Genomic DNA, 16974 nt, shown 5'->3' with positions numbered 1-16974 from the left:
GCAACCTGGCGCGAGGTTGCTGGGCCGCCGTCGGGTAGCAATTAGGCACCGAGTTGGGTGCGGAGGCGGGCGACGTGGCCTCGCGCGTCGACATTGTATTCGGCGTGGGTGAGGGTGCCGTCGGCGCCGATGACGAAGGTTGAACGCTGCGTGCCCTGGAAGGTGTGCTCGCCGATCGTCTTCTGCCCGTAGCTGCCGTAGGCCTTCGCGACGGCAGCGCCCTCATCGGAGAGCAGAGAGAACGTCAGCCTCTCCTCGGCGGCGAATTCCTTGAGCGACTCCGTATCATCGGGCGAGATGCCGAGGACCTCGAACCCGGCGGCCGCGAGCGCGGAGAGATTGTCCCGGAAATCGCAGGCTTCGGTCGTGCAGCCCGGCGAGGCAGCCTTCGGGTAGAAGTAGAGGATGACGCGGCGGCCGGCGTAGTCCTCCTTCGACACGGTCCGCCCCTCGGCGTCGGTGAGGCAGAAGTCGGGAGCGATGTCCCCGACGGCAAGCTGAGTCTGAGTGATCATGGTGAATCCTTTCGTCATTGAGTGGTGCTTCCAGCGGCCACGAGTGCGCACGCATGCGCGGCCGTGTCCTCGATGAGCGCTTCGGCGCGCTCGGACAGGGTGGTCAGATCGGCCGGGCCCGGTGCGATCGACAGAGCGGCCGTGATCCCTGCCTCCCGGCACTGCGCGGGCGAGAGCCCGACGCGTCCGGCGATGACGATCACCCGCGCCGAGGCGGGGGCGTGGTGCCGCACGGCCGCGACGACCTTCCCGCCCAGGGACTGCGAGTCGAACGATCCCTCTCCGGTGAGGACGATGTCGGCCTCGGCCAGGGCCGCGGCCAGTCCCACGGTCTCGGCGACCATGGTGGAGCCGGGCACCACCTCGGCGCCGAACAGCGTCGTGAGCACCAATGGGATACCGCCGGCGGCCCCGAACCCCGGCGTCGCAGCCAGTGCCTCGGCCTCGGTGGGGGAGGCGGCGAGCACCTCGGCGAGGTGGCCGAGCCCCGTATCGAGCACGGTCACGGACTCCGCGTCGGCGCCCTTCTGCGGGCCGAAGACCGCGGCGGCTCCGCGGGGTCCGGTCAGCGGATTGTCGACGTCGACGGCGATGCGCCAGCGCACCGTGCGGGCGCGCGGGTCGAGATCCGTGGTGTCGACGGCGGCGACCGCGGCCAGCCCTCCGCCGCCGGGAGTGACGGAAGCGCCGCCGGCATCGACGAAGCGGGCGCCGAGGGCCGCGGCGATGCCGACTCCGCCGTCGGTGCTCGCCGAACCGCCGATGCACAGCAGGATCTCCTCGACGCCGAGATCGAGCACGGCCCGGGCGATGAGTCCGACCCCGAAGGTGTCGGCGCGCTCGGGCTGCAGCGGCACGTCTGAGACCTGGGGCAGTCCGTTGGCCTGCGCGGCCTCGATGACCGCAGTCGTGCCGTCGGGGGAGATGCCGAACGCCGCCGAGGCGGCCCTGCCCAGGGCGTCGACCGTGTCCACGGTGCGTCGCGGGGTTCCCCAGACCGCGAGCAGCGCGTCAAGGGTGCCCTCCCCGCCGTCGGCGAAGGGCAGCTCGGTCACGGCGGCGTGCGGGTAGGCCGTGCGGGCGCCGCGGGCCAAAGCGGCCGCGGCCGCCGGCGCGGATGCCGAGCCTTTGAAGGAATCAGGGGCGCAGACGATCCTCGGGTACGCGGCCGCAGCTGTTCGTGCGGCCGGTGCCGAGGTGCTGTGTGTCGAAGATGTGTCGCTCATTCCCTCATTCAACCTCATCGTCGGGAGTGGGATCGTCCTCATGTCATTATCCACGATTCGGAATAAAGTTTCCACAAAATGGTGTGAGCAATTTGACATTGCCGCGCAGGCCCAGCACACTCGAACCAGTTGTTCGGAAATGGTATTCCGAACCGTGAAAACCCGTCAGTGCACGTCAAGGAGGTCACCGTGGACCTGGCCGAGTTCAATCGACTCCCAGCCGACGAGGCCCGGAATGTTCTGCGCCCCTGCCTCGACGTCGACCGGTGGATCGACGCGGTCATCGCCGCTCGGCCGTTCCCCGACCTCGACTCCGCGCTGGAATCGGCACGCAATGACGCCACCCCGCTGCGCACCGACGAGATCGACGCCGCCATGTCCCACCACCCCCGCATCGGGGAGAAAGCGAAGGGACAGAGCGCCGAGGCGGCCCACTCGAGTCGTGAACAGGCCGGACTCGGCACCCTCGACGATGAGGTGCAATCGCAGCTGGCCGCCGGAAACGCCGCCTACGAGGAACGCTTCGACCGAGTGTTCCTCATCCGTGCCGCCGGGCGCACACCCGCAGAGGTCCTGTCCGAGCTGCAGCGGCGCATGGACAACACCGATGCGGACGAAACCGCCGAAGTCGGCGAACAGCTGATCCAGATCGCCGCCCTGAGACTCGAAGGAATCCTCGCATGAGCTTCATCACCGCCCACGCCCTCGACTCGACCGTCGGTACTCCTGCCGCAGACCTCGAAGTCACCCTCTACGCGGGCGACGAAGAGATCGTTTCGGCCCGCACCGACGATAACGGGCGCGTCTCCGACTTCGGCCCCGACCACCTCGAACCCGGTGACTACCGGATCGTCTTCGGCACCGGCGCCTACTTCGCCGCCCGGGACATCGACCACTTCCACCCCGTGGTGACGATCGACTTCACCGTCCAGGCCGGGCAGGCTCACTACCACATCCCGCTGCTGCTGAGCCCCTTCGCCTACAGCACCTACCGCGGCAGCTGAGCCGCCCCCACAGCGACATCAGGGGAAGCAGGCCCCCTGCAGGATCAGATCCTCAACAAACCGCCGAAGCCGACCGGAAACTCGCCGGCAGGCCTCGTCAATCGAATGGTCACGGTATGCGCATGCCCGCATGCCGACGAACTGGAGGAGCATCAAGATGAGCAAGGTCCGACTGACATCGAACCAGTACGGCAAGGCGGAGAACCGACTGATGCGGGTCTACCGCGACTCCGAACGCCACGAACTCCGCGATCTCAATGTCACCTCACAGCTGTGGGGCGACTTCGAGACCGCGCACACCGAAGGCAACAACGAACACGTCGTCGCCACCGATACGCAGAAGAACACGGTCTTCGCGAAGGCCAAGGAACTGGGCGTGAGTTCACCCGAGCAGTTCATCATGGGTCTGGCCGACCACTTCACCTCGAGCTTCGACTGGGTCACCGGCGGACGCTGGGAAGCCGAGGAGTACGGCTGGAGCCGGATCAACGATCACAATCACTCGTTCTTCAAGTCCGCCCCTGAGGTGCGCACCGCCGTGTTCACCCGCGACGGCGACAAGGACACACTGATCTCCGGCTTCAACGGACTCACCGTGCTCAAGACGACCGAATCGGGCTTCGTCGGCTACCCGAAGGACAAGTACACGACCCTGCCGGAGACCGAGGACCGGATCCTCGCCACCGACATCGCCACCCGGTGGATCTACAACTCCACCGATCTCGATTTCGAGGCCGTGTACAAGCAGGTCAAGGAGATCATCCTCGACTCCTTCACCGACCACTTCTCCCACGCTCTGCAGCACACTCTCTACCAGATGGGTGAGAAGGTCATCGAGGCCGTGCCGCAGATCGACGAGATCCGCTTCTCCTGCCCGAACAAGCACCACTTCCTCTACGACATCGAACGCTTCGGGCTCGAGAACCCGAACGAGGTCTTCATCGTCGCCGACCGTCCCTACGGCCTCATCGAAGCCACGTTCACCCGCGAAGGCGTCGACGAGAACAAGGACGCGTGGGCACAGATCGCCGGCTTCTGCTGACCCGGCGCACCACCTGCTGAGTCAGCAGAGCCGCTGCAGCAGGTCTTTCCGTCTCCGGGCTCCCGGCCGGGACACGGCTCCGGGAGCCCGGACCCCGTGAGAAGGAAACCCCGAAATGACACAGGACACCACCTCGGCGAGTCTGAGGAGCACCACCGACGAAGAGGTCGATGAATGGCTCGAGTCCTGGGAGGGACTCGTCAACGTGCGCGGAACTCTGCGCGCCGGCGAGATCATGGAGGCGCTGCGCCGTCGCGCGGCCACGAATTCCGTCGCCCAGCCCAAGGTCACCACCACCGACTACGTGAATACGATCCCCGCCGATCAGGAACCGACCTATCCCGGCGATGAGCGGATCGAACGCCGCTACCGGAAGTGGCTGCGCTGGAACGCGGCCATGCTCGTCCACCGCGCGCAGCGACCCGAGATCTCCGTGGGCGGACACATCTCTACCTACGCCGGAGCCGCAACCCTCTACGAGATCGGATTCAACAACTTCTTCCGCGGCCAGGACCATCCCGGCGGCGGCGACCAGGTCTTCTTCCAGGGCCACGCCTCACCGGGAATGTACGCGCGTGCGTTCCTCGAGGGCCGCCTCGGCGAGGCCGATCTCGACGGGTTCCGGCAGGAGGTCTCACGTGCTCCGCACGGGCTGAGCTCCTACCCGCACCCGCGGCTGATGCCCGAATTCTGGCAGTTCCCGACCGTGTCGATGGGGCTGGGTCCGATCAACGCGATCTATCAGGCGCAGATGAACCGCTACCTGCACCACCGGGGGATCAAGGACACCACCGATCAGCGGGTGTGGGCGTTCCTCGGTGATGGGGAGATGGACGAACCCGAATCGCGCGGGGCCCTGCAGCTGGCCGCGAATGAGGGGCTCGACAACCTCACCTTCGTCATCAACTGCAACCTCCAGCGCCTCGACGGGCCCGTGCGCGGCAACGGCAAGATCGTCCAGGAGCTCGAAGCGACGTTCACCGGCGCAGGCTGGGACGTCATCAAGGTCCTGTGGGGTCGAGAATGGGACGACCTCCTGGCCGCCGACCGCACCGGCGAACTCGTGCGGATCATGAACGAGACCCTCGACGGGGACTACCAGACCTTCAAAGCCGAATCCGGTGGATTCATCCGCGACAACTTCTTCGGCCGCTCCCCGGTGACCAAGGGCCTCGTCGAGCATCTCAGCGATGACGACATCTGGAACCTCAAGCGCGGCGGCCACGATTACCACAAGGTCTTCGCCGCCTATCAGCGGGCGGTGAACACCACGGGCCGGCCCACGGTCATCCTCGTCCAGACGGTCAAGGGCTACGGGCTGGGTACGAGCTTCGAATCCCGCAACGCCACGCACCAGATGAAGAAGTTCACCGCCGCCGACGTCAAGGCCTTCCGCGATCGGATGGACATCCCGATCTCCGACAAGGTCATCGACGACGACCCCTACGCGGTGCCCTACTACCATCCGGGCACCGAAACGGAGGAGATCCAGTACCTGCTTGAGCGGCGCCGCGAGCTCGGCGGGTTCCTGCCGGCGCGGAAGCCGGAGAACAGCAAGGTGACCCTGCCTGCGGTCAGCGACAAGGCGTTCGCGCAGACGAAGAAGGGGTCGGGCCAGCAGCAGGCCGCGACGACCATGGCCTTCGTCAGACTGCTCAAGGACCTCATGCGGGAGAAGGGACTCGGGGAGCGGATCGTGCCGATCATCCCCGATGAGGCCCGGACATTCGGCATCGACGCGTTCTTCCCGACCGCGAAGATCTACAACCCGAACGGGCAGAACTACCTCGCCGTCGATCGTGAGCTCTTCCTCTCCTACAAGGAGGCGACCTCGGGTCAGCTGCTCCACGTGGGCATCAACGAGGCCGGTGCCGCCGCCGGTTTTACGGCCGCCGGCACCGCTTACTCCACTCACGGCGAACCGATGATCCCGATCTATGTGTTCTACTCGATGTTCGGCTTCCAGCGCACCGGCGACGCCTTCTGGGCCGCCGGTGACCAGATGACCCGCGGGTTCATCATCGGCGCCACTGCCGGACGCACCACCCTGACCGGGGAGGGGCTCCAGCACGCCGATGGGCATTCGCCGGTGCTGGCGGCCACGAACCCGGCCGTACGCGTCTACGATCCGGCCTACGGATACGAGATCGGCCACATCGTCCGTGATGGGCTGCATCGCATGTACGGCGAGCACGACCTCGGCGAGGATGCGCGCAATGTCATGTATTACCTCACCGTGTACAACGAACCGATGCTTCAGCCGCCCGAACCCGATGATGTCGACGTCGAGGGCATCCTGCGCGGCATCCACCGGATCGCGGAAGCCGGTTCCGGCGCCGAGGCGGAACCGGGGTCCCGCCCGCAAGCGCAGCTGCTCGCCTCCGGCGTGGCCGTGCCTTGGGCGCTTGAGGCCCGCGAGCTGCTCGCCGCGGACTGGGGCGTCGATGCGGCCGTGTGGTCGGTGACCTCGTGGGCGCAGCTGCGCCGGGACGCCCTCGAAATGGAGGCGGCGAAGCTGCACGAGGTCGAGGCAGAACCGCGTGTGCCGTATGTGCGCCAGCGCCTCGGGGCCGAGGCCGGACCGATCGTGGCCACAAGCGATTTCGATTCGACCCAGCCGGACCTCATCCGGCCGTTCCTTTCGCACGACTTCGCGACGCTCGGTGCCGACGGCTTCGGCTTCTCCGACACTCGGGCGGCGGCTCGCCGGCACTTCAAGATCGACGCCCATTCGATGGTGGTCCGAACCCTGCAGCTCTTGGCCGAACGCGGGGAGGTCGATCCCGGCACCCCTGCCGAGGCGGCCCGACGCTACCGACTCACCGATGTCAACGCCGGGACCTCGGGAACCGCCGGCGGCGATTCCTAGGACCCCAGCCCTGGGCTGCTCTGGGATAATCCCCAGGGCAAGCCCCTGGGCTTCGGCACCGAAACACGGGCGCTGGACCGAAGCACGGGTGTACACCCGGGTCTCGGTCCAACGCCCGTGTTTCGGCGGAGACGACTGGTGGCGCCGACTACCGGTCGGTGCCCTGCATCTCCGCGGAGATGCGGTCGGCGGCGGCCCGCAGAAGCGGAACGGCGCGGTCGGCGAAACTCTTGTCGACGCGGCTGACCGGCCCTGACACCGAGATCGCCAGCGGTGCGGGGGAATCGGGGATCGCCATTGCGAAGCACCGCACCCCGAGCTCCTGCTCCTGCTCATCGATGGCATAGCCGCGTTCGCGGATGCGCTCGAGCTCGGCCTCGAGTTCGGAGACCGAACCGATGCTGAACTCCGTGGGTGTGGGCATGCCCGCGGTCGTGACGATGTGGCGGACCTGCTCGGAGTCGAGGCCGGCGAGGATCGCCTTGCCGACGCCCGTGTCGTGCATATGCGCCCGGCGTCCCACCTCGGTGAACATGCGCATCTGACGTTCGGAGGCGACCTGATCGACGTAGACGACCATGTCCCCGTCCATCGTCGCGACATTCGCCGACTCACCGAGTTCGGCGACGAGGTCGCGCAGGTAGGGGCGGGCGATGGCCCCGAGCTGGGAGCCGGCGAGGTTGCCCAGCCGCACGAGCCCCGGACCCAGCGCATAGCCGCGATTGGGCAGCTGCCGGACCACGCCGAGGTTGACCAGCGTGTTCAGCAGACGGTGGATTGTGGGCAAGGGCAGGTTGACGTCGGCTGCGATATGGCTCAGCGTCGCCGAGCCCGCGGAGTTCGCGATGCATTCGAGCAGACCGAACGCACGCTCGACGGACTGCACACCGCCCTTGGTCTGGCGGACTGCAGGAGTGTCCTTGCTGCTCATCGATCATCCTTCTTCCGGGGGATGTTTCGGCTGTGAAACTGGGTTCAGTCTAATCCCGAAATGGAAGAAACTTTCCGAATCGGTGAATAACCTCTAGAATTTCCACTAGGTAGAAGATAATGTCCGTAATACGGAAATTCAATATCAGAGAGGATATTGCCCATGGCTGCAACCAGTCCCGGATACTCCATCACCCTGCGCGTCGGCACGACCGTCGGAGAGTCGTCGACGTCCGACCTCATGGCCGCAGCCGCGGCCACCGGTGCGGGAGTCACGGCGCTCGACGTCGTCGAATCCACCCCGCACACGGTGACCATCGACGTCAGCGCCGACACCCGCGACGTCGCCCATGCCGGTGAGGTCTCCGACGCGCTGGAGAAGCTGCCCGGGGTCGAGGTCCGCAAGGTCTCGGACCGGACCTTCCTGCTCCACCTCGGCGGCAAACTCGAATCCGCCCCGAAGGTGCCCCTGCGCAACCGCGATGATCTCTCCCGCGCCTACACCCCGGGCGTGGCCCGCGTGTGCCAGGCGATCGCGAAGAACAAGGACGATGCCCGGCGGCTGACGATCAAACGCAACACCGTCGCCGTCGTCACCGACGGCACCGCGGTGCTCGGACTCGGCGACATCGGCCCCGAGGCGGCCATGCCCGTGATGGAGGGCAAGGCCGTGCTGTTCAAGCAGTTCGCCGGCGTCGACGCCTGGCCGGTGGCCCTCGACACGAAGGACACCGAGGAGATCATCGCGATCTGCAAGGCCATCGCCCCGGCCTACGGCGGCATCAACCTCGAGGACATCGCCGCCCCGCGCTGCTTCGAGATCGAGGCCCGACTGCGCGAAGAGCTCGACGTCCCGGTCTTCCACGATGATCAGCACGGCACCGGCGTCGTCACCCTGGCCGCACTGAAGAATGCACTCAAGGTCGTGGGCAAGAGGATCGAGGACCTGCGCATCGTCGTCTCCGGCGTCGGGGCGGCCGGAAACGCGATCATCCGACTCCTCCAGGTCGCGGGGGCCACGAATATCATCGCCTGCGGACGAGGCGGCGCGATCGGCCCGCACTCGACCGTCGACACCGAGCACAAGAAGTGGCTGCAGGCGAACACGAACCCCGAAGGCTTCGACGGACCCCTCAAGGAAGCCGTCGTCGGCGCGGATGTGTTCATCGGCGTCTCCGCCCCGAACGTCCTCGACGGCTCCGACATCCAGGCGATGAACTCCGACGCCCTCGTCTTCGCCATGGCCAACCCCGACCCGGAGGTCGACCCCGCCGAGGCGCTGAAGCACGCAGCTGTCGTCGCCACCGGGCGCAGCGACTACCCGAACCAGATCAACAATGTGCTCGCCTTCCCCGGCATCTTCCGCGGCCTGCTCGACGCCGAGGCGACCGACATCGACGAGAACATCATGGTCGCGGCCGCCGACGCCATCGCCTCGTGCATCCCCGAGGACGAACTCCACCCCGGCTACGTCGTCCCCTCGGTCTTCGACCCCGAGGTCGCGGCGAAGGTCGCCGAGGCGGTCGCGGCGGTTTCGTCCTGAACGGAGCGCGGCCGCTCCGAGAGTCGCCGTGCCCAGGTGCGGGGAATGAGAGACAATGAACACAGGCCCGGCATCGCCGCCCCGCCGTTGAATCCTGTGCAGAGAAAGAGAATGTGAAAGTGGAACGATCAACACTGGCTGATATCGACTCACTGCTGGGGGACACGGATGAGCTCCTGAAGCGGAGCTATCCGGGCGAACGGGATGTGCGCCAGCCCGTGCACACCGTCTACGTGCCCGGGGACCGAACGACACCGGACCTGCCGTACCAGTGGGGCCAGCAGGCGCTCGAATGCGTCGAGGCCCACGGGGGCATGCTCCAACTGGCCGAACGCGTCATCACCGCCGCCCGCAAGGAAGCCGGCCCCGGCCCCGCCGGGCAGATGCCCAGCCTCCACCAGGTCGCCCGGGAAGCCGAAATGCTCGCCGAGGCGGTCACCGCGAAGCTCGAGCGCGAACCGATCGAGGACCTGCGCCTGGACTTCGAAGACGGGTTCGGCGATCAGGGCGATGAGAACGAAGACCGGTGGGTGATCCAGGCCGCCCGCGACGCGGTGGCCGGGCGCAGCGAGACCGGGGCACCGGCGTTCGTGGGCATCCGCTTCAAGTGCATGGAGGAGGACACACGAGCCCGCGGGCTGCGCACCCTCGACCTCTTCCTCTCCGAACTCGTCAGGGCCGGCGGGCAGCTGCCGGACAACCTCGTCCTCACCCTGCCGAAGGTCACCACAATCGACCAGGTGCGCGCCATGGTGATCGCCTGCCGCAGCCTCGAAGCCGAACACGGCCTGGCCGAGGGCACACTGACCTTCGAGATCCAGGTCGAGACCCCGCAGCTCATCCTCGGCGCAGATGGCACCGTGCCGCTGGCCCCGGCCCTGCATGTGGGGGCGGGTCGGGTCACCTCTCTGCACTACGGCACGTACGACTATTCTGCGTCGCTGGGTGTGGCCGCGGCCTACCAGGCCATGGACCACCCGGTTGCGGACTTCGCGAAGAACCAGATGATGCTCGCCGTCGCCGGCACCGGGGTCCACCTCTCCGACGGTTCGACGAACATCCTCCCGCTGGGCGAACCTTCCGAGGTTCACCACGGGTGGGCACTGCACGCCAGCCTCGTCCGCCGCCATCTCAAGCGCGGAATCTACCAGGGCTGGGACCTCCACCCGCATCAGCTGCCGACCCGGTTCCTCGCGACCTTCGCCTTCTACCGCGAAGGCGGAGCGAAGGCCGCCCAGCGCCTGTACAACTATGTGTTCAAAGCGGACTCGACCGTCCTCGACGAACCGGCGACCGCGAAGGCGCTCGCCCGCTACCTCGACCGCGGACTCGTCTGCGGTGCCCACACCGAGGATTTCGTGACCTCCCGCACGAACCTCAGCCTTGCCGAACTCGGGCAGCTCGCCCGCACCGGATCCCTGGACTGAGAACACACCGACCGAAGGAGACCCCGCCCATGACGACGACCGATCCCTACACCTATTGGGCTCCGACCGGAGGCCACCCTCCGCAGTCGGATCTGCTCACCGACCGCGCCCTGGTCACCGAGGCCTATACGGTCATCCCGCGCGGAGTGCTGCGCGATATCGTCACCTCGAATCTTCCCGAATGGACCGGGACACGGTCCTGGGTGCTGAGCAAACCCGTGGCCGGGGGAGCGGTGACGTTCTCGCAGACGATCCTCGAAGTCACCCCCGGCGGCGGCTCCGAGAAGCCGGAACCGCAGCCCGAGGTCGAAGGATTCCTCTTCGTCATGGCCGGCCAGCTCGAGGTCACCTACGAGGGGCAGGCCCACACTCTCACCCCCGGCGGGTTCGGGTTCCTGCCGGCCGGTTCGACGTGGTCCGCGAAGTCCACCGGCACCGAGGCGGCCCGTTTCCATTGGGTGCGCAAACGCTATCAGCCCGTGGCCGGGCTGACCCCGGAGGCGAAGTTCGGAAACGAGGCCGAAGCCGAGCCCTCGCCGATGCCCGGCACCGACGGCCGGTGGCGGACGACGCGTCCGCTCGATCCGGAGAATCTCGCCTACGACATGCACGTCAACATCGTCACCTTCGAGGCCGGTGCGGTCATTCCGTTCGCGGAGACGCACGAGATGGAGCACGGGCTCTACGTGCTCGAAGGCAAGGCCGTCTACCGTCTCAACGGCGACTGGGTCGAGGTGCAGGAAGGCGACTTCATCTCCATGCGCGCGTTCTGCCCGCAGGCCTGCTACGCCGGGGGACCGGGGCGGTTCCGCTACCTGCTCTACAAGGACGTCAACCGTCAGGTCGAACTCTGAACCGAGCGTGAAAACGACAACTGCTTGCCGGAAGTGATTCCGGCAAGCAGTTGTCGTTTCCGCTGTTTCGGCGGCGCGCAGTTGAGTCTTGGAACGAACCGACTCAGATGAGCTGCAGGGTCCGCGAGGTGTACTCGGAGAGTTCCTTGAGCAGCGTCTCGTCGTCGGCGAGGTCGCGGCCGAGCGAGGGGATCATGTCCTTGAAGTTCTTCTCCCAGCCCGCGTACTCACGCGGGAAGCAGGTCTTGAGCAGCTCGATCATGATCGGCACGGCCGTCGACGCACCCGGTGAAGCACCGAGCAGAGTCGCCAGCGAACCGTCGGCGGACGAGATGAGTTCGGTGCCGAACTGAAGGACACCGCCCTTCTTCGGATCCTTCTTCATCACCTGCACGCGCTGACCGGCCTGGATGAGCTCCCAGTCGCTGGGGTCGACGGAGGGGATGAAGTTGTGCAGGGCCTCGAAGCGGGCCTTCTTCGTCGCGGCGAGCTCACCGAGGAGATACGTGACGAGGTCCGTGTTGTCCTTGGCGACATTGAGCATCGTGGCGATGTTGTTTCCGCGCACGGAGAACGGCAGATCGGTGAAACGGCCCTTCTTGAGGAACTTCGGCGAGAAGCCGGCGTAGGGGCCGAACATGAGATAGTCCTTGCCGTCGACGACACGGGTGTCGAGGTGCGGCACGGACATCGGGGGAGCATCCTGAGCGGCCTGGCCGTACACCTTCGCCTGGTGGCGGGTGACGAGATCCTGGTTCGCGGTGCGCAGGAAGTAGCCGGAGACCGGGAAGCCGCCGTAGCCGCGTCCCTCGGGGATGCCGGACTTCTGCAGCAGCGGCAGGGCTCCGCCGCCGGCACCGACGAAGACGAACTTCGCGCCCACTTGATGGGTCTCATGCGAGAGCAGATCCTTGACGGTGATCGTCCAGCCGTCGGAGGAACGGTCGAGGTCGGTGACCTGGTGGCTGGTGCGCACGGTCGCGCCCTTGTCGGCGACGTAGCTGAGCAGCTGACTCGACAGAGCGCCGAAGTCGACATCGGTGCCCTGCTGGATGCGCGAGGTGCCGTTGACCTGTCCGGGGCCGCGGCCTTCGAACATCAGCGGCAGCCATTCGGCCTGGGTGGCCGGATCCTCGGTGTACTCCATATCCGCGAACAGCGGGTTGCGCACCATCTGCTCGTAGCGGTTCTTGATGTAGTCGCGTCCCTTGTCGCCGCGTCCGTAGCTGACGTGGGCGATGGGGTTGATGAAGGACTTCGGGTCAGTGAGCACACCGGTGTCGACGAGGTGGGACCAGTACTGGCGCGAGTGATGGAACTGCTGGTTGATGTTCGAGGCCTTTTCCAGGTCGATATGACCATTGGAGTCCTCGGGGGTGTAGTTGAGTTCGCAGAGTGCGGCGTGGCCGGTGCCGGCGTTGTTCCAGGGGTCCGAGCTCTCCGTGGCCACATAGTCGAGCTTCTCGTAGACACGGATGTCCCAGTCGGGCTGAAGTTCGGTCAGCATGGCACCGAGCGTGGCGCTCATGATGCCGCCGCCGATCAAGACGACGTCGACCTTTTCCTGCGGTGAGGGCATTTGGACTCTCATTCCTCGTCACTGACTGCTTGTAGTTGTCTCTCAGCGTACTCTTCGGATGCCGCAGTGCCGTAACCAGGGCCGACCGGGGCCCGCGGTGGGAGAGCATTCTCACAGCGGATGGGTGTCCGCGAAAACCGTGCAGATCCGACCGATCGGACACTTTGGCAAGACAGTCTGTGTCGCGTGCCACAAGGTGTGCAAATATGGGCACATGTCCAAACGTTTCCTTCTCCGTGACGCGCTGGCCGAGTTCCCTCCGTATGCCCCCGGCAAGCCTCCCGTCAATTCCCCGGGCCTGACTCCGTACAAACTGTCCTCGAACGAGAACCACCTGCCGCCGCTGCCAGGCGTCCTCGACGCCGTCGCCTCCGCCTCGGCGATTCCGGGGAACTATCCCGACCCCACGTCGGCCGCGCTCGTGGCCGATATCGCCTCCCACCTCGGGGTCGAACCCGCTGAGGTGGTCCCCGGCGCCGGTGCCTCCGAAGTCCTGTCAGCGTTGACGAACATCACGCTCGAGGACGGCACGTCCGTGGTCTACCCGTGGCCGTCGTTCGAGATGTACCCGATCCTCGCGGCCGCCCGCGGTGCGCAGAAGCGCCCCGTCGACCTCCTCGACGACGGTCGCCACGACTTCGGTGCGATGGCCGCGGCCATCGATGACACGACCCGGCTCGTGCTGCTGTGCTCGCCGAACAACCCGACGGGTCCGACGATCACCGATGCCGAACTCGAAGGGTTCCTCACCGAGGTGCCCGAGGACGTCATCGTCGTTCTCGACGAGGCGTACCTCGAATTCGCCAGCGAGGCGGCCGATGGTCTGGCGGCGCGGCGGAAGCATCCGAATCTCGTCCTCGCCCGAACCTTCTCCAAGGCCCATGGGCTGGCCGGTCTGCGGGTGGGCTTCGGTATCGCCGATGCCGAGATCGCCTCGGCGCTGCGCCAGGTCATCGCCCCGTTCTCCGTCACCGCCGGTGCCCAGGCCGCGGCTCGGGAATCTCTGGCTCGGATCGACGAGGTGGCCGTGCGGGCCAAGCAGGTTGCGACGGTGCGCGACCGGTTCGCCGATGAGCTGCGCAAGCTGGGTCTCACGGTCCCCGAGGCACAGGGCAACTATGTGTGGATCGCCCTCGACCCCGAGGCGGCAGTCGCGTTCGAAGGCGCCTGCGCTGAACAGGCCGTAGCCGTGCGTCGTCTGCAGGGCGGTGTGCGGGTGAGCATCGGACCCGATGAGGCTCTCGAACGCGTGCTCAAGGTCGCTGCCGCTCTATGACGACGAGTGCGAACTCGACCGTGAGTGCGGATTCGACCGGGAGCGGGGATTCGACTGAGAACGGGGGCCCGATTGTGAACACGCAAGCGCCGCTGCCGGAGCTCGCCTCTGTGCTCAGTCCGGATGCGCTTGTGACCGACCGCGACGTCATCGACTCCTACTCGTCGGACAAGGCCTTGTTCTGTCCGGCCGGTGCTGCGCTGGCTCTGGTCAGGGCCGCGAACATCGATGACGTGGCGGCGGTGATGCGTTTCGCTGCGGAGCATCGGGTCCCCGTCGTCACGCAGGGCGCGCGGACGGGCCTGTCCGGAGCGGCGAACGCCGTCGATGGGGCGATTCTGCTCAATGTCGCCAAGCTCGATGCGATTCTCGACATCGATGAGGTCGATCAGACCTGCCGGGTCCAGCCCGGTGTCATCAACCAGGATCTCAAGCATGCCCTGGCCGAGCACGGATTGTCCTACCCTCCGGATCCGGGGTCGGTGGCGATTTCGACGATCGGCGGCAATGTTGCCACGAACGCCGGGGGCATGTGCTGTGTGAAATACGGGGTGACGAAGGACTATGTGCGGGCGCTGACCGTGGTGCTCGCCGATGGCACGGTGACGAAGCTGGGCCGTCAGACGGCCAAGGGCGTGGCCGGCCTCGACCTGGCTGCCCTGTTCATCGGCTCCGAGGGCACTCTGGGCGTCATCGTGGAGATCACCTTGGGGCTCAAACCGCTGCTGGCGCTGCCGGTGACCGGGGTCGGCATCTTCCCGGACATGGAATCGGCAGGCCGAACGGTGTCTGCGTACATGGCCTCCGGCGCCGCACCCTCGATGCTCGAACTCATGGACGGGGCGACGGTGGCGATGGTCAACGCCTATGGGGACTTCGGTCTGCCCGATGAGGCGGGTGCGCTGCTGCTCGTGCAGTCCGACGCTCCAGGGGCCTCCGGAGTGGCAGAACTCGAATCGTTCCAGACCATCGCCGAGGAGCAGGGGGCCAGCGAGGTCTTCTTCTCCGACGACCCCGCCGACTCCGAGCTCTTCGTCGCCGCACGTCGGGCCGTGTCGCCAGCGCTGGAGAAGTACGTGTCGACGATCGGTGGGGGCGAACTCATCGACGATGTGTGCGTGCCGCGGTCCCGCCTCGGCGAGTTCTTCGCACGTCTGGCCGAGATCGATGCCAGGCACACGGTCGAGGTGTCCACGGCCGGTCATGCCGGTGACGGGAACATGCACCCGAGCGTGCTCTTCGATGCCTCGGATGAGGCGAGCGTGGCCGAGGCGAAGGAGACGTTCGCTGAGATCATGCAGCTCGGGCTCGACCTCGGTGGGACGATCACCGGCGAGCACGGGGTCGGGTACCTCAAACGGGACTGGCTGGTCCGTGAGCTCGATGCGGGGGCGCGCTCCCTGCAGGATGGGATCAAGACCGCCGTGGATCCGCTGGGGATCCTCAACCCGGGCAAGATGCTCGGCTGAGACTTCAGGGGCCGGATCGTCGAGGACGTCTCGGCCGCTGTTCAGGGCTGAGTCGCCGGTCGATCACCGGTCTCCTATCGGTCCCGGCCGATCGCTGGTCGGTCTCCGGTGGCTGGTCGGTTTCCGGTCGATCACCGGTCGCCGGTCGGCCCTTGGCAGCCAGTGGGTTCCAGACCGCCGCTCAGCACCGCGATATCGGCGGGCCGAACCCGGCAGCAGCCGCCGATGATCTGCGCCCCGAGTCGGGCCCACTCCGCGACCGGCCACGTCTCGACCCCCGCCACTGGCGACGAGTTGGTTCCCGCCTCCGTGCGCTCACCGGCCCAGGCCAGTGCCGCTGCATCATAGGTTTCGCCCGAGTTCGGGTAGGCGACGAGCGGCAGCTGCGTGTGCCGCGCGAGTTCCGCGAGTGCCGGGGCGACGATCGAAGGACGCACACAGTTGACCCCGATCGCTTTCACCGCCACCGAGACGGACGCTGCCTCAGCGAGTTCGGCCAAGCTCGATCCGTCGGGCAGGGTGGGGCAGTCGTGCGGAGTCGTGTCCGTGCCTGCCTGTAGGGTCACACTCACCCACGCAGGAAGACCCACCTCTTCGGCCAGGTTCATGATCGCGCGGATCTCGTCGAGACGCGGCTGGGTCTCGATGGCGAGCAGGTCCGCACCCGCCTCGGCGAGGGCTTCGATGCGCGGACGGTGAAAGGACGCGTACTCCTCGGAGTTGAGACGGTAGGCACCGGTGTACTCGCCGCCGTCGCCCAGCGCGGCACCATATGGCCCGACGGAGCCTGCGATGAGTATGTGTGCAGGTCCGGCACTCGTGGCTGCAGCCGATGCCTCGCCTGCGTTCGCGTTCGCTGCGGCCGGCACCCTGTGCGGCGTCGCGGCGGCTGTGCCTGTGCCCTCCGATTCGATGCCTGCGGCTGCGGTCGCCGCAGCTCGGGCGATCCGCACGCTCTCGGTGACGATCCGACGGCCCTCGGCCGCACCGATTCCTGCCCGCTCGAAGCCGAGCGGCGTCGCCTGATAGCTCGCGGTCGTGAGGATCCGGGCACCGGATGCGGCGAAGGCGGCGTGCACCTCGGCGAGGGCGTCGGGGTTCCTGCGGATGAGTTCGGCTGACCACAGGTCGTGGTCGAGGTCGATGCCGCGGTCCTCGGCCGCGGTGCCCAACCCGCCGTCGATGACGATGGGGGCGGTCGCCTCGGCGTGGGTGCGTATCTGCGGAAAGGTCATGGACT

Annotated in this window: 14 protein-coding genes; 9 read left to right on the top strand and 5 right to left on the bottom strand. The window is 66.8% G+C overall.

Annotated elements, in window-relative coordinates; genetic code table 11:
- Nucleotides 1-41 precede the first annotated feature (41 nt).
- Nucleotides 42-515: a thioredoxin-dependent thiol peroxidase gene (gene bcp / locus ACQE2J_RS15985; protein WP_426936588.1), complete on the bottom strand. Its 474-nt coding sequence runs from the start codon at nucleotides 513-515 to the stop codon at nucleotides 42-44.
- Between the two features lie 14 nt (nucleotides 516-529).
- The gene (locus tag ACQE2J_RS15980; RefSeq protein ID WP_426936587.1) at nucleotides 530-1741 is read right to left on the bottom strand and encodes a glycerate kinase; all 1212 of its coding nucleotides are present in this window, start codon (nucleotides 1739-1741) and stop codon (nucleotides 530-532) included.
- A 189-nt stretch (nucleotides 1742-1930) separates the two neighbouring features.
- Here ACQE2J_RS15980 and uraD point away from each other — a divergent pair, with 189 nt between their 5' ends.
- From uraD to aceE, 4 genes are all read left to right on the top strand, one after another.
- The gene (uraD, locus tag ACQE2J_RS15975) at nucleotides 1931-2425 is read left to right on the top strand and encodes a 2-oxo-4-hydroxy-4-carboxy-5-ureidoimidazoline decarboxylase (RefSeq protein ID WP_426936586.1); all 495 of its coding nucleotides are present in this window, start codon (nucleotides 1931-1933) and stop codon (nucleotides 2423-2425) included.
- Nucleotides 2422-2745 (top strand): hydroxyisourate hydrolase, encoded by a 324-nt coding sequence (gene uraH, locus ACQE2J_RS15970; RefSeq protein ID WP_425119295.1) that lies wholly within the window; start codon nucleotides 2422-2424, stop codon nucleotides 2743-2745. The genes uraD and uraH overlap by 4 nt, the downstream gene beginning before the upstream one ends.
- A 157-nt stretch (nucleotides 2746-2902) precedes the next feature.
- Nucleotides 2903-3787: a factor-independent urate hydroxylase gene (gene pucL, locus ACQE2J_RS15965; protein WP_425119296.1), complete on the top strand. Its 885-nt coding sequence runs from the start codon at nucleotides 2903-2905 to the stop codon at nucleotides 3785-3787.
- 115 nt (nucleotides 3788-3902) lie between these two features.
- On the top strand, nucleotides 3903-6656 hold the full coding sequence (gene aceE / locus ACQE2J_RS15960) for a pyruvate dehydrogenase (acetyl-transferring), homodimeric type (RefSeq protein WP_426936585.1): 2754 nt from the start codon (nucleotides 3903-3905) through the stop codon (nucleotides 6654-6656).
- Nucleotides 6657-6804: 148 nt separating this feature from the next.
- Here aceE and ACQE2J_RS15955 read toward each other — a convergent pair whose 3' ends face one another.
- Nucleotides 6805-7587: an IclR family transcriptional regulator gene (locus ACQE2J_RS15955; RefSeq protein WP_135537347.1), complete on the bottom strand. Its 783-nt coding sequence runs from the start codon at nucleotides 7585-7587 to the stop codon at nucleotides 6805-6807.
- Between the two features lie 162 nt (nucleotides 7588-7749).
- On the opposite strand from ACQE2J_RS15955, the gene ACQE2J_RS15950 reads away from it, so the two are divergent.
- The 3 genes from ACQE2J_RS15950 (at nucleotide 7750) to ACQE2J_RS15940 (ending at nucleotide 11410) form a co-directional block, all read left to right on the top strand.
- Nucleotides 7750-9129, top strand: coding sequence for an NAD-dependent malic enzyme (locus tag ACQE2J_RS15950; protein ID WP_426936584.1), 1380 nt, complete (start codon nucleotides 7750-7752; stop codon nucleotides 9127-9129).
- Nucleotides 9130-9248: 119 nt separating this feature from the next.
- Nucleotides 9249-10556, top strand: coding sequence for a DUF6986 family protein (locus ACQE2J_RS15945; RefSeq protein WP_426936583.1), 1308 nt, complete (start codon nucleotides 9249-9251; stop codon nucleotides 10554-10556).
- A 29-nt stretch (nucleotides 10557-10585) separates the two neighbouring features.
- Entirely contained in the window at nucleotides 10586-11410 is an 825-nt protein-coding gene (locus tag ACQE2J_RS15940) for a bifunctional allantoicase/(S)-ureidoglycine aminohydrolase (RefSeq protein ID WP_426936582.1), read from the top strand.
- A gap of 103 nt (nucleotides 11411-11513) precedes the next feature.
- On the opposite strand, the gene ACQE2J_RS15935 is transcribed toward ACQE2J_RS15940, so the two are convergent.
- Entirely contained in the window at nucleotides 11514-12989 is a 1476-nt protein-coding gene (locus ACQE2J_RS15935; RefSeq protein WP_135537343.1) for a malate:quinone oxidoreductase, read from the bottom strand.
- A 214-nt stretch (nucleotides 12990-13203) separates the two neighbouring features.
- Between ACQE2J_RS15935 and ACQE2J_RS15930 the strand changes: the two genes are divergently transcribed.
- Both ACQE2J_RS15930 and ACQE2J_RS15925 read left to right on the top strand, forming a co-directional pair.
- Nucleotides 13204-14265: an aminotransferase class I/II-fold pyridoxal phosphate-dependent enzyme gene (locus tag ACQE2J_RS15930; protein ID WP_135537342.1), complete on the top strand. Its 1062-nt coding sequence runs from the start codon at nucleotides 13204-13206 to the stop codon at nucleotides 14263-14265.
- A 74-nt stretch (nucleotides 14266-14339) separates the two neighbouring features.
- Entirely contained in the window at nucleotides 14340-15734 is a 1395-nt protein-coding gene (locus ACQE2J_RS15925; RefSeq protein WP_240689536.1) for an FAD-binding oxidoreductase, read from the top strand.
- Between the two features lie 131 nt (nucleotides 15735-15865).
- Here the strand turns inward: ACQE2J_RS15925 and mmuM are convergent, their stop codons facing one another.
- The gene (gene mmuM / locus ACQE2J_RS15920; RefSeq protein WP_135537340.1) at nucleotides 15866-16969 is read right to left on the bottom strand and encodes a homocysteine S-methyltransferase; all 1104 of its coding nucleotides are present in this window, start codon (nucleotides 16967-16969) and stop codon (nucleotides 15866-15868) included.
- Nucleotides 16970-16974 lie beyond the last annotated feature (5 nt).

Origin of the sequence: Brevibacterium sp. LE-L (assembly GCF_050214925.1) — a bacterium.
Classification (GTDB): domain Bacteria; phylum Actinomycetota; class Actinomycetes; order Actinomycetales; family Brevibacteriaceae; genus Brevibacterium.
This window is presented reverse-complemented; position numbering and strand designations above follow the sequence as displayed.